At 37.4% G+C, this 12,910-nt stretch carries 11 protein-coding genes and 1 pseudogene; 2 read left to right on the top strand and 10 right to left on the bottom strand.

Annotated features, from left to right (window positions below; genetic code table 11):
* Positions 1 to 37 precede the first annotated feature (37 nt).
* Positions 38 to 874: a dienelactone hydrolase family protein gene (locus tag BMX49_RS12735; RefSeq protein WP_034719525.1), complete on the bottom strand. Its 837-nt coding sequence runs from the start codon at positions 872 to 874 to the stop codon at positions 38 to 40.
* Between the two features lie 100 nt (positions 875 to 974).
* The gene (lipA, locus tag BMX49_RS12740) at positions 975 to 1,841 is read right to left on the bottom strand and encodes a lipoyl synthase (protein WP_034719523.1); all 867 of its coding nucleotides are present in this window, start codon (positions 1,839 to 1,841) and stop codon (positions 975 to 977) included.
* A 147-nt stretch (positions 1,842 to 1,988) separates the two neighbouring features.
* On the opposite strand from lipA, the gene BMX49_RS12745 reads away from it, so the two are divergent.
* Positions 1,989 to 4,667 (top strand): zinc-dependent metalloprotease, encoded by a 2,679-nt coding sequence (locus BMX49_RS12745; protein ID WP_051803730.1) that lies wholly within the window; start codon positions 1,989 to 1,991, stop codon positions 4,665 to 4,667.
* 73 nt (positions 4,668 to 4,740) lie between these two features.
* Here the strand turns inward: BMX49_RS12745 and BMX49_RS12750 are convergent, their stop codons facing one another.
* Positions 4,741 to 5,301: an RNA polymerase sigma factor gene (locus tag BMX49_RS12750; protein WP_034719521.1), complete on the bottom strand. Its 561-nt coding sequence runs from the start codon at positions 5,299 to 5,301 to the stop codon at positions 4,741 to 4,743.
* Positions 5,302 to 5,419: 118 nt separating this feature from the next.
* Between BMX49_RS12750 and BMX49_RS12755 the strand changes: the two genes are divergently transcribed.
* Complete coding sequence (locus tag BMX49_RS12755; RefSeq protein WP_034719520.1) at positions 5,420 to 5,716, top strand: hypothetical protein; 297 nt, start codon at positions 5,420 to 5,422, stop codon at positions 5,714 to 5,716.
* 105 nt (positions 5,717 to 5,821) lie between these two features.
* On the opposite strand, the gene BMX49_RS12760 is transcribed toward BMX49_RS12755, so the two are convergent.
* The 7 genes and pseudogenes from BMX49_RS12760 to BMX49_RS12790 all read right to left on the bottom strand — a co-directional run bounded on the left by BMX49_RS12760 (position 5,822) and on the right by BMX49_RS12790 (position 12,576).
* Positions 5,822 to 6,235: a hypothetical protein gene (locus tag BMX49_RS12760; protein WP_034719518.1), complete on the bottom strand. Its 414-nt coding sequence runs from the start codon at positions 6,233 to 6,235 to the stop codon at positions 5,822 to 5,824.
* A 17-nt stretch (positions 6,236 to 6,252) separates the two neighbouring features.
* Entirely contained in the window at positions 6,253 to 6,513 is a 261-nt protein-coding gene (locus tag BMX49_RS12765; RefSeq protein ID WP_034719517.1) for a hypothetical protein, read from the bottom strand.
* 36 nt (positions 6,514 to 6,549) lie between these two features.
* Positions 6,550 to 7,545 carry a cbb3-type cytochrome c oxidase subunit II gene (locus BMX49_RS12770; protein WP_034719514.1) on the bottom strand — a complete coding sequence of 332 codons (996 nt, stop codon included), beginning with the start codon at positions 7,543 to 7,545 and terminating at the stop codon, positions 6,550 to 6,552.
* A gap of 9 nt (positions 7,546 to 7,554) precedes the next feature.
* Entirely contained in the window at positions 7,555 to 9,306 is a 1,752-nt protein-coding gene (locus BMX49_RS12775) for a cbb3-type cytochrome c oxidase subunit I (protein ID WP_034719513.1), read from the bottom strand.
* A gap of 47 nt (positions 9,307 to 9,353) precedes the next feature.
* The gene (locus tag BMX49_RS12780) at positions 9,354 to 9,788 is read right to left on the bottom strand and encodes an RrF2 family transcriptional regulator (protein WP_034719511.1); all 435 of its coding nucleotides are present in this window, start codon (positions 9,786 to 9,788) and stop codon (positions 9,354 to 9,356) included.
* A gap of 133 nt (positions 9,789 to 9,921) precedes the next feature.
* Positions 9,922 to 10,805, bottom strand: a pseudogene (locus BMX49_RS12785) (DUF72 domain-containing protein).
* A 115-nt stretch (positions 10,806 to 10,920) separates the two neighbouring features.
* The gene (locus tag BMX49_RS12790) at positions 10,921 to 12,576 is read right to left on the bottom strand and encodes a ribonucleoside-diphosphate reductase subunit alpha (RefSeq protein WP_034719509.1); all 1,656 of its coding nucleotides are present in this window, start codon (positions 12,574 to 12,576) and stop codon (positions 10,921 to 10,923) included.
* Positions 12,577 to 12,910: the final 334 nt, after the last annotated feature.

A 12,910-nucleotide genomic window follows, 5' to 3' on the forward strand; every position in this document is an offset into this window, starting at 1 on the left:
GTTTGATAGGGAATTTTCGTTTCGTCTGGGACTTTCTTTATTTAAAGATGTCTGCTAAAAAAGCTTTCATATCATTCCAAGATTTTCCATCTGCTTCTTTATTATAGGCGACTTTCATTTTAAATTTTTCTCCAATTGCGGTCGCTTCGGGATTAGTAAATGAATGTAAGGCGTTTGGATAATCAATGAATTTGTAATCTATTTTAGCGGAATCCATTTGCTTTTTGAAGGCGGCGATTTCTTCGGCTGGAACAAAAGTATCGGCAGCGCCATTGAGAACTAGGATTTTAACATTGTTATTCTTTGGTTTCAAGCCAGTCATTAAATTTCCGTGGAAAGAAACAACTCCTTTCAGTTCATCCTCTAAACGAGCCATATTCAAAGCTTGTGCTCCGCCGAAACAATATCCTATCACCGCAATTTTATCATAGTTGGCATTCGGGTATTTCAATAACTGTGCTTTTGCTTTGTCGAACATTAACTTTGCATTGATGGGAACTTTGTAAAATTCGCCCGATAATTTCGCTGCTTCTTCTGGATTATCAACGACTTTTCCTTCGCCATAATAATCGACAACCAGCGCAAAATAACCCAACTCTGCCAGCTGTTTCGCTCTGCCTTTTGCATAATCAGTAACGCCCCACCATTCCGGAAGAACCATTACAACTGGCTTTACTACGTCAGCATCACCTTCATAAGCAACATATGACTTATGAGTTTTACCATCAATATCATAACTTAATTCCTCCGTAGTCATTTTGCCCGATGTGGATTTTACCGAGTTTAGATTTGTAATATCTTCTGTTTTTTTCTCCTGACAAGAGAAACTGAGAAGAAGTGACAACACTAAGGTTGATATTTTAAGGATTTTCATAAGTTTTTTTATTTAATTTTTAAAGATAAGAAATTAGAATATAGGTCAACAAAAAAAACGCAACTTGATCGCTGCGTTTATTACTATTTAAATTTAATTTTTAATGAATATGTTTTTCAGCATGATAAGAACTTCTTACCAATGGTGAACTCTCTACATGACGAAATCCTAAACTTCTGGCAAAATCACCGAATTCATTAAATTCTTCGGGAGTGATGAATTTTTTTACAGGTAAATGTTTTTTGGTTGGCTGTAGATATTGACCAATAGTAAGCACATCTACGTTGGCATTTCTAATGTCTTCAATGGTTTGAAAAACCTCGGCATTTTCTTCACCTAACCCGAGCATTAATCCTGTTTTGGTTCTTTTTTGTCCAGCTTCTTTTAAATAAGCTAAGACGCCTAAACTCTTTTCATATTTGGCTTGAATTCTTACTTCTCTGGTCAACCTTTTAACCGTTTCCATATTATGAGAAATAACTTCTGGCGACACTTCAATCAAACGATCGATGTGTTTTGTGATACCTTGAAAATCTGGAATCAAAGTTTCCATAGTGGTTCCGGGAGAAATTCGACGGACGGCATTGACCGTTTCTGCCCAAAGAATGGATCCCATATCTTTTAAATCATCGCGATCCACAGACGTTAAAACTGCATGTTTAATTTTCATTAACTTAATAGAACGTGCTACTTTTTCTGGCTCATCCCAATTTACATCTAAAGGTTTACCCGTTTTTACGCCACAAAAACCACAACTTCTAGTGCAGATATTTCCCAATATCATAAAGGTGGCAGTACCAGCGCCCCAGCATTCGCCCATGTTTGGGCAACTTCCACTTTGGCAAATGGTATTCAATTTATATTTATCAACCAACGTGCGAAGTTCGCGGTAGTTTTTTCCGGTCGGAAGTTTTACGCGAATCCATTTGGGTTTTTGAATGATTGTATCGGTAGCAGTGTTATTCATCTTTAAAAATAAGGTACAAATTTAAGAATATTAATTAATATTTGATTTCAGGATAATTGAACATAATGATTGAATCACAACACATTAACCAAAGAAATGATCGTTTTGCAATTTAATTTGTTTAAATTGCGTAAAAACCAATAAGTTATGAAAAATTTAGTACTTCTATTATTTTTGTCGGTGCCGGTATTCGGATTTTCACAGTGGAGCAAAACATTACTTCAAACCCAACAACGGGTAAATGAAGGACACACCGACACCGCTTCAAAAGAGCTATATACACTTGATGCGAACAAATTAGTAACTACTTTAAAAGGTGCACCTACTAGGAATGCCGGACAAAAAGGAATTATCATGACCTTGCCAAATATGCAGGGAAAGATGGAGAAGTTTGAAGTTTGGGAACTCTCCAATATGGCTCCTGATTTACAGGCAAAATATACTGATATCAAATCATATGTAGGTTCAAGTAAAGATGATTCGACAGCTTATTTACGATTCAGCGTGTCTCCGCAAGGATTTTCATCATTGGTTTTGCGGGCAGGTATTTCAGAATATATTGAACCTTATACCACCGACGCAAAAACGTATGTTGTATTTGATAGCACTATGAAAAAAAAAAGTGCCACTGACCAACCATTTGAATGTGAAGTAAAAGAGAATGCGGAGCATGGAAGCCAAGGAACTATTACCAATAATAAATTGGTGGGTTCTAACACTTTCAGACTTGCCTTATCGTGCACCGGCGAATATTCCCAATATATTTTAACAAGAGCTGGAACTCCAGTCGGCGCGACAGATGCTGAAAAAATTGCTGTCGTTCTAGGTGCGATGAATGCCAGTATGACTCGTCTCAATGGAGTTTACGAAAAAGATTTATCCCTTCATTACAATTTAATTTCTGAAACTGAAGCCCTTATTTTCTTAAACGCTGCAACTGATCCGTATGCCGCTGGTGGCGGACCTGATGTTGCCAATACAGGAATTAATTCAGCTTTGGGACCTAATGCGAGAACGCTTTACGATTTGGGTCATCTTATCGATAAAAAACCTGCAAACGGAGCGGCTTATTTAGGTGTAATCTGCGGCAGTGCAAGTGTTCAGAAAGCTGGCGGATGGACGGCTCATAATATTCCAGTAGGCGCAACTTTTGACATTGATTATGTAGCTCATGAAATGGGCCACCAAATGGGAGCTGGCCACAGCTATACTTTTAGCACCACGCAACAAAGTCAGAAAGTAGAACCAGGAAGCGGCAGCACGATCATGGCTTATACAGGAATTGTAGGAAACCTGGATGTACAATATAATTCGCACGATAACTTTCATTACAGCAGCATCAGCCAAATTAAATCTAAAATTAATTCTGTTGCTTGCGGAACTAATGTTCCTTACACGCTTCTACCTCCGAACTTAGATGCGGGTCCGAATTATGTTATTCCGCATACAACTCCTTACGTTGTAAGAGCGACCACAACAGATACAAACAATGCCTCTTATACTTACACCTTCGAGCAGATTGACCAAGCCGACGCCGCACAAATGGGCGCTTTATCTTATACTTATTTGACGAAACCGAGTGGTCCGAACTTTAGAGCTTTACCACAAACAACACAACCTTACCGATATTTCCCAAATTTCAATACCGTATTGGCAGGAGTTAATACGACACGATGGGAATCTTTGAACAGCAATGCAAGGGACCTAAATTTCGGTGTTGTATTGAGAAACAGCAATCCTTTAGAACCAAATATTGCACAAGATGCGATGAAAGTTACCGTGAACGCTTCGGCAGGACCATTTAAAGTTACGGCGCCAATTTTCGGACAATCGTTATCTTCTGGAAACACATTTACCATCACTTGGGATGTCGCTAACACCACATTGCCACCCGTAAGCACAGCGAATGTAAATATAAAATTATCAAAAGACGGCGGCTTAACATTTACCACACTTCTCGCAAATACTGCTAATGACGGGAGTGAATCTGTAACCTTACCAACAGGTTCCTCTGCCTCGAACGCTTACATTATAATTGAAGCGGTAAATAATATCTATTATGCTGTCAGCCCAAGTTTTGTAATTGACTATGCAGTTAGTGGAGAATCATGTGCAACTTACACTTACAGCGGACCTGCTGTAACTATCACAGACAGTCCTGGTGGTGGCGGTATTTCTTCTCCAAAAATTGAAATTCCACTAAATATTCCAGATTCAGGAGTAATTACAAAACTTACCGTGTCACCAAATATTACACACGGAAATCTAACACAGTTATCATTCGGCATAGAAAGTCCTGTGGGTTCATCAGCATTACTGATGCATCATCAATGCAGTTCATCAGGTATTAATGCAACATTTACTGATGAGGCGGGAACGCTTACTTGTGGAAATCCAGTTTCCGGGAATTCGAAACCATTTGAAACGTTAACGATATTCAAAGGACATGATTCTCAAGGTACTTGGAAGCTATTTGCCTCAGACAATAGTCCTAACGTTGTGGGAACCGTTAATTCTTGGTCGCTAAATGTCTGTACCAGAGATGAAAGTTTTTTAGGAACGACTGAAAATAAAAATTTATTTGAAGACATTAAAATTTACCCGAATCCAAGTAACGGAAATTTCTTCGTTAAGACTAAAAAGTTAACAGGAAAAGTAGAAACTTCGATATTTGACTTATCTGGTAAAAAAGTGTATTCATCGGTCAATAATCAAAGCACAGAACAAACGACCAAAGAATATAATTTGAATCTTCCAAAAGGAGTTTATATTGTTTCCGTAAAAAGTGACAAAGGAGCTTACACTCAGAAATTGATCATCAAATAAGTTTCTTACAATCTTTAAAAATGAAATGGCAATCCGATTGGATTGCCATTTTTCTATCTATTAAATGTAAAAGTTATTCCATTTCAAAATCGTTGTCTTTTAAAAGTCCAGCCAACAGTTTCTTCGCTCTCATAATTCGGACTTTCGTGTTAGCTATCGAGATATTGAGTTCCACTGCAATTTCTTTAATACTTTTCTCTTCAAAAAACCTCAGCTTAATGATATCTTGGTAAGTGGCATCTAAACTTTCAATGATGGATAAAATCTGTTTTTGATCTTCTTCGGAAATTAGAAGTTCTTCAGGAGAAAGCGCCAGGTGATTTTTGAAGCCATCAAAGTTATCCGTAGAATCTTCATTTTCACGTGATTTCTTTCGCCAATAATCAATAATGGTATTTTGGGCAATGGTTAAAATCCAGGTTTTGAATTGAAAATTGGGATCAAATAAATCCAACTTCGCCAATACTTTTGAAAAAACAGAAACGGTAAGTTCATCGGCAACGTGCTCGTCTTGCACTTTCTTCATTACAAAACTGAAGACATCAACCCAAAATAAGTTAATTAACTGGGTTTGAGCTTTTTGATTTTTATTCTTAGCGAAAGCAATCAGCGATAAAAGATCTGTATTTTTCATGAAGGACACAAAGGTAAGGATTTGCTATATCACCTTTAGCCCAAACGGTAACAAATTAGTTTGATAAATTTATTTTAAAATCTTACCTTGCAAGACAAAGTTTAAAAGAATACGTATTATGAAAACGAAGAAAAAATATAAAAAACAGGTTTTAAAATCATTGAAAAAATTAGCGCAATCGGAATATGATTTATTGGAAACAATGACCAACCTAATGCTGTTAAAAGAATTCAAAGAGAACAAGATTGAATTCAAAAAAGGAGATACTTTTTCTTTCGAAGATAATATCTTTGATTACAGTGAAGATGAAAACATTCGAAACATGGCCAAACTTCGCAAGAGAATTATGAGCACCATGCAGAGTCTGGTTGAAAACAGCGATTTCAAAGATAAAGAGATTGAGTTTTTAGCTTAACCTTTTTAGAAAAATAAAAAACGGTTTCAATTATTTGAAACCGTTTTCTTTTTTCACATCATCTTTCCGAAGAAATTTTTCTTTATTTTATATCTAAAATTTTTATTAGTACGGGAAGCCACTGAAATAAGTTATTCCGTAATAAGCACCCCAGCCGACAATCAGGATGATGATGACCCACATCCAAACCGGAACAGTTTGTGGCGTTTCACTTCCTTCGATGACGAAACTTTTCTGGTTTCCTTTGTCGTAAGCATTGATCATTAAGGGAAGAACTCCATCTACAATATCATCTTCACTCAATCCTTCTACACTAATTGAGGGCCCATTTTTTACAATAAAATTTATTTTTCTTATTCCTTCTCTTCCCGTAGGTGACTTGCTGACGATTTTCAACACATGTTCACCATCAGTCAATTTTGAGGTATCAAAATCAAACACGATCGGAGTTTCTAATTCTGCAAGTGGTTTTACCTCATCATCAATAAAAAGGAAAACGGAACTTCTATCTTTAGTCATCTTGTACTTTTTTAGGATTAGTTTAAAATAGAATTCTTAATATGATTCTGATCTTTTTCACCAGGTTTCACCAAATACTTTAACGAATAAATAAAAGTAAAAATCGTAAGCGCTGCGATTACCGCCACGATGATCCAATCGAAATCACCACGCGGTCCTACACCATGGGTAAAATCTCGAGTCACATCAGGTTGCTGTAGTTTGCACGCCTCACAAGCGAAAGCGAAATTCATCAAAAGTAAAAAAAAGATGATTGCGGTATTTTTAAAATTTTTCATAACATAAAATATTGATGAGAAGATTTTTAAGGAAAATTATTTAATATTATCCATTACTGCTTTTACTTCGGCGGCAGTTACAGGTTTCGCATTATTACCCCACGATGAACGTTCATGATTCATTATGGCAGCGATCATTTCGGGTGTGAAATCGGCATTTTTACCCACAGATGGCATTGGTCCATAACCAGGTCTGCCATTATAACCGCCCCAGATAATATTCACATATACTTCGATATCCTCGCTTGCAACGATCGGACTTCCTTTTAAAGGTGGAAAAGCACCTTGTAAGCCTTCCCCATTAGCTTGGTGACAGCTTGCACAATGCGTAGTATATAATTCGGTTCCATCTGGTAAAGCTTCTCCGCCCGCTGCGCCCGCTACTGCTTTCTTCACTTCTTTTTTATAAAGGAATTCCACTGGTTTCACTCCTTCTGGTAATTTGGTTTGTTTTAAACTTTTCAAATAGTCAACAAGCTGAAGAGCCTTTTTGGACGCCACAATTTTTTTAAATTTATGTCTTAAAAACTCTGCTGGAACTTTTACTTCAATATCTCCTTTTGCTAAATATTCTTTCTCTTCAAATAGAAAAGAATAAGACGGCATGATGGATTCTTTCACGACCGCACGAGGTTGATACAAATGCAGCAAATGCCAGTCATCACTTGGTTGGCGCTCGCCAATAGCCGTTAAATCTGGACCAGTTCTTTCGGAGCCCAGCAAATTGGCGGTATTTCTCCACACATCCATCCGGTGATTTCCAGCGTAATCGGCAGGAATACTGGGTCTCGTTCCAAAAACTTTATCCATTTCAACTTCACGAACTTGCTGACTGTGGCAGGCGATACAACCGTTTTCTACATATACAGCTCTACCGGCAGCCTCATCTTTGGTTAATGGTTTTGCATCAGGCAGTGGTTTATAAACTCGTTGATTGGTATACGCGGGCAAAATCGCAATCTGTAAAGTCAGAAACAAAAACAGGATTAAGGCCGACCAGAATAGCGTTTTATGATTATTTAAAAATTCCATTATTCCAATTTATTTTGTAGGGATGAATTCAGTATTTTTCAATTGTCTTTTAGCTTCCAAAATTTCGGCAGGAGTTCTCGGAATGATCACTTCTTGCTTATTGTTAACCATTTTGTAGAAATTGTAAGCAAATACAAAATGGGAAATCCACATCATGGTACCACCGATCGCGCGCCACAACCAATAAGGAGCCATTAAAACGACGCTTTGAATAAATGGTTTATTGTCCATCCACAGTAGACCTTTTTCTGTAGCTCCGATCATTAACGGAACCGTGTAGAACATCAGGCCAATCAAGGCTAACCAAAAGTGAATACCAACTGAAATCTTTGGCGGTTCTTTCCCCGTGATTCTTGGAACCAACGTATAAATAAAGGCCCAGAGCATGAAAGTGATAATTCCATACATCGTTAAATGCGAGTGAGCAACGGTGAAATCTGTGAAATGCCAAATTAAATTAGTAAATCTAAAGGCTTCGACGGTTCCTTGCATCGATCCCGTGAAGTAAAAAATAATACCGATCAGGTAAAATGGAAGCGTGTAACTGGTTTTCAGCTGATACCAAGCTCCATTAAAAGTAAGTAAAAAGTTAGCTGTTCCAGCCACAACTGGAATAACCATTCCGACACTGGCAACGATGGCAACCGTTTGCATCCACCAAGGAATCGCACTAAATATAAAGTGATGACTTCCAATTAAGGTGTAAAATATAATTTGAGTCCAAAAGGCTAAAATTCCTAAACTGTACGAATAGATCGGTTTATTCAGTTGCTGCGGCAGAAAATAATACATCAAACCCAAAACTAAAAACATAAACCACATTCCTACGCCCTGGTGCATATAGTAACCCTGAATAATTGTTTCAGCTAAGCCATCTTGCCAGATTGGAACATATGCCACCACTAAAATGACGACCACATACATCATCGCAGAAATTATATACCAATTGGAAACGTAAATTTCTTTGGTGAGTCGTTTCGCGACAGTTTTTAAAAAATTATAAAGTGACAAAACAATCCCGGCAGCGAAAATTGACATAATCGGCCAGATATACTCGCGGTATTCACCGCCACCATTATTAATCCCAGCCATTAAGGAAATAGTTCCAGCTAACACGGCGACATTCATTAGGATTAAAGTGTACCAGCCGATTTTCAGACTGTGAATCTCAATGTTACTTACTCGTGGAATCACGTAATACGACAGTCCAACCATAGCAAAGGAAGCCCAGCCCCAAAACACCATATTGGTATGAACCGGACGAAGCCGCCCAAAACTTAGCCAACTAACATGATCGGCGTCGGGCGCTACAAACTTGATTCCTAAATATTCGCCAACCGTTGTACCAAACAACAACCAGAAAATGGAGAATCCAATAAAATATAAAATTAGTTTTGCTAATTCTGGTGAGATATAATTTTGCGGGACAAAACTTCTTTTAAAAGGAATAACGCGCAATTCTTCAATCGCGTTAATGTTGTAAATAAGTCCCTTTTCATCCGACGGTGCGACGGAACCAGAAAGCTGATTTTCTGGAAGCTTATATTCTTCTTCTGTTTTTCGTTTTTCGTAGAGATCAAGTTCCTGGGGCGTAAGCTTTTCAATCTTCTTGTTGAAGTCAAAAAGTTTTCGGCGGTTCCGCAGGTTTTTATATGTACTGTAAGTTTTTACAATCGCAATAACCAACCCCACGAGCACTGGTAATAAAATGAGAACCAACGTAATCTGAATGCCCGATTCCCCAAATATTGAATTATTCATATAAAAATATTAAAAGATAAAATTGTCCTTTATTATCGTAAAAAAACTTAGCGTTTCAAAAAAGTGACGCCATCTGAAACGTCTTCCGCTAATGATTTCAAAGTCGTTTGCTCTAAAGTCTCTCTCATGTCGTCCCTAATTTTCACAAAGTTAAAATGAAGCGGACAAGGTTTTTGATCATCACATCTTCGAAGACCTAGTGTGCAGTTTTCAAAAATACCATCTCCATCCATCGCGAGTACAATATTTAAAAGTGAAATCTTTTCTACATTCTCTACGGGAACGAAAAATCCACCAGTCGGTCCTTTTTGTGAAAAGAGAATATCAGTTTTAATTAATTTCTGTAAAATTTTTGCCATAAAAGCAGGTGGAGAATCCGTATGCAAAGCAACTTGCTTTAAACTTACTCTCCTTTTTTTCAAGGAGTGTTTTGCGACATAAATTGAAGCGCGGATTCCATACTCACATGATTTTGAGAACATAAATTTTTTAGTATACACAAATGTAATTAATAAAATAATAAAAGACAACAAAGTCTTTTACTATTTTTAATCAATTTTAACTAATCTCCGATTTTATTAAAAGGAGAAAATGTACTACAGAATTAAGTAGAACTTAAAATTTATTTTTGATTTCTGCCATTTCAGGAATATGAATATCAGTGCCAAATTCCTTGTTTACAGCTTCAATAAAATAGGCAGATAAAAGTGGAGAAGATTTTTCAATATTTTGATGAACGAAGAAATAAAGATTTTTTAAACCCCCTTTTCTCCAAACTTTGATGCGTTTCACCCAGTGATCTAATCTCATATAATCACTGTCTGCATTCGCGCCGACATATCGAATAAAAGCAGTATCAGTGGTGAGTCGCATGTGAAGCAGATCCCGTCTTCCGGCGGTATCAACGATGATATTCGTAATATGATGCTTTTCAAAAAGATCCATTGTTTTATTAGAAACTTCTTCATCGGCAAACCATTCACTGTTTCGTAGTTCTACAGCCAGCGGAACTTCTTTGGGCCAATCCTGAATGAACTTTTCTAAACGCTCATAATCTTTCGGTTTAAAATTATCGTGAAGTTGAAGAAAGACCATTCCTAATTTTTCTCAAAATTTAAAACAGAGCTCGCAAATCCAGTTACGACATCTGTAATATTGATCAACCTTCGATAATGCAAAACCGTATTCGGAACTTTTGGAAAGAACTTGAAATCGGCCGGCGTTTTATCTTTCCAAGTAAAAACCTGGTCTGGTGAAGGCGACTTATAAAAGGTAGCATTCAACTCGATGGAATTAAATTGCGTCGAATAATAAGTCAATTCATCTTTCGTGCCTCTGGGATAAAATCCTTTCAAATCGGTTTTGTTCCATTTCGCACACCCAATGGAGATATTGAAATCTTTGGATTTATTTTTCTTTAAAATTTCTTTCGTTCGTGGATGATCTTTAGGAAGTCTAAAATCAATTTGCGAGGGATCCTCAACTTTTCCGAATTTCATTTTTTTAGATTTTAAGTGGCAGAATTTAGGTCTCAGTCTATCAAAGATAAAAAAAACCGCAGAAAAAATTCCACGGTTTAGTCTATAATCTATTTGTCTCGAATCTTACAGTCTTTTAAGCTTCACAACTCGAACAACTCACAAAGTTCACCATCATTTCTTTTGAAACAGAAGAACTTCTTTGGTAGTACAGAGATTTAACTCCTTTTTTCCAAGCTTCGATGTACAAATAGTTAACATCTTTTACTGGCATGGTTGATGGAATCTGTAAGTTTAAGGATTGTCCCTGATCGATGTATTGTTGTCTTTGCGCAGCTTGAGAGATAATCTCCATTGGAGAAATCTCACGAAACGTTTTAAATACTGCTTTTTCTTCCTCAGATAATTCTGGAATATTCTGAACAGAACCGTGATTCAACATAATTGTTCTCCAAGTATCCTCATTGTCAATTCCTTTTTCTTTCAGTAATACTGCAAGGTATTTATTCTTGCGCATAAAGTTTCCTTTCGCCAATCCTGCTTTGTAATAATTCGATGCAAACGGCTCAATTCCCGGAGAAGTCTGTCCTAAAATCGCAGAACTGGAAGTTGTAGGAGCGATTGCCATGGTGGTGGTATTTCGCATTCCATATCCTTTTAACAATTCTGGTTCGCCGTAAATATTGGCTAATTCCTGAGATGCAATAATAGACTGCTCTTTAATTTGTCTAAAAGCTTTTGCATTAAACTGCGTCGCTTCAAAACTTTCAAACGGAATCATATTTTTCTGCAAATAAGAATGATATCCCAGAACTCCTAAACCAAGAGCTCTATGACGTAAAGCAAAAGTCCGTGCTCCATTTAAATAATAATTACCTTCCGTTTTTTCAATAAATTCTGATAAAACAGCGTCTAAGAAATATATGGCCAATTTCACGGCGTCGGTATCTTTCCACTCGTCATATAACTCTAAGTTCATCGACGACAGACAGCAAATAAATGATTCTGCTTCGTTAGATGGCAACATAATTTCTGAACATAAATTACTTGCATTCACAGGCATTCCCAAGTCTTTATAAACTTGTGGCCTATTTCTGTTCACATTATCAGTGAAGAAAATATACGGCAATCCTTTCTGCGCACGACTTTCTAAAACTCTTGCCCAGATTTTACGTTTGTCCATATCGCCATCGATCATATCCTGCATCCAATAATCTGGGACACAAATTCCGGTAAACAAGTTCTGAATCGGACTTCCAATATCTTTAATCGACAAAAATTCTTCAATATCTCCATGGTCAACATCCAAATAAGCCGCAAAAGCACCACGACGAACGCCACCTTGTGACACAACGTCCATGGCAGTATCATATAATTTCATAAATGAAACGGCACCTGAAGATTTTCCGTTGTCTGTTACGGCAGTTCCACGGTTTCTCAATTCCCCAAAATAGCCAGACGTTCCGCCACCAATTTTGGTCTGCATAATTACTTCTCCTAATTTGTGCGTAATACCTTCAATATTATCCGGAACATGAACATTGAAACAAGAAATCGGCAATCCTCTTTCTGTTCCCATATTCGCCCAAACGGGCGAGGAGAAACTGATCCAACCTTTTCGAATCATTTCTTCGAAGGCCGGTTGTAATTCTGGTTTGTATAATCTTTTGGCTGCGGCTGCGGTAATTCTGGTAATTGCGCCGTCTACGGTTTCGCCTTTTAATAAATAGCCGCGGTTGAGCATTTGCTCTGACTCTTCGTTCAGCCACCATATTTTTTTCTGATCCTCCATATTTTTTTTCTCTAAAATGTACCGCGTACAATGTGTTTTCTATTATTTTTTTTGAAGCTTCAACTGGCTGCTTCTTTTATTTCTCGGTCCCGCTTTCCGTTGCAATCTGTCCTTGCAATTGGAGTAGCGTAATTAATTTAAATTTTTCGATTCGCAAGGCCAGGATTTACACTACAATCGGGGCTATTACTTCTGTCTTTATTCCTTTAGAAAATTTTCCAGCGCTGTTAGAGCTTGAAGCTCTAACAGCGCTTATCTCTTTCAATAGATTTCGGCTAAAGCCAATGGAATTTTCCTTTTTCCCAAACGGACTGAAGCCCGTTCCTATTGATTT

The sequence above is a fragment of the Kaistella antarctica genome (assembly GCF_900109615.1).
GTDB lineage: Bacteria > Bacteroidota > Bacteroidia > Flavobacteriales > Weeksellaceae > Kaistella > Kaistella antarctica.

Bases quoted from the DNA above. Each gene is read 5' to 3' on its own strand.
- BMX49_RS12735 (WP_034719525.1), bottom strand. From the start codon at position 874: ATGAAAATCCTTAAAATATCAACCTTAGTGTTGTCACTTCTTCTCAGT.
- lipA (WP_034719523.1), bottom strand. From the start codon at position 1,841: ATGAATAACACTGCTACCGATACAATCATTCAAAAACCCAAATGGATT.
- BMX49_RS12745 (WP_051803730.1), top strand. From the start codon at position 1,989: ATGAAAAATTTAGTACTTCTATTATTTTTGTCGGTGCCGGTATTCGGA.
- BMX49_RS12750 (WP_034719521.1), bottom strand. From the start codon at position 5,301: ATGAAAAATACAGATCTTTTATCGCTGATTGCTTTCGCTAAGAATAAA.
- BMX49_RS12755 (WP_034719520.1), top strand. From the start codon at position 5,420: ATGAAAACGAAGAAAAAATATAAAAAACAGGTTTTAAAATCATTGAAA.
- BMX49_RS12760 (WP_034719518.1), bottom strand. From the start codon at position 6,235: ATGACTAAAGATAGAAGTTCCGTTTTCCTTTTTATTGATGATGAGGTA.
- BMX49_RS12765 (WP_034719517.1), bottom strand. From the start codon at position 6,513: ATGAAAAATTTTAAAAATACCGCAATCATCTTTTTTTTACTTTTGATG.
- BMX49_RS12770 (WP_034719514.1), bottom strand. From the start codon at position 7,545: ATGGAATTTTTAAATAATCATAAAACGCTATTCTGGTCGGCCTTAATC.
- BMX49_RS12775 (WP_034719513.1), bottom strand. From the start codon at position 9,306: ATGAATAATTCAATATTTGGGGAATCGGGCATTCAGATTACGTTGGTT.
- BMX49_RS12780 (WP_034719511.1), bottom strand. From the start codon at position 9,788: ATGTTCTCAAAATCATGTGAGTATGGAATCCGCGCTTCAATTTATGTC.
- BMX49_RS12790 (WP_034719509.1), bottom strand. From the start codon at position 12,576: ATGGAGGATCAGAAAAAAATATGGTGGCTGAACGAAGAGTCAGAGCAA.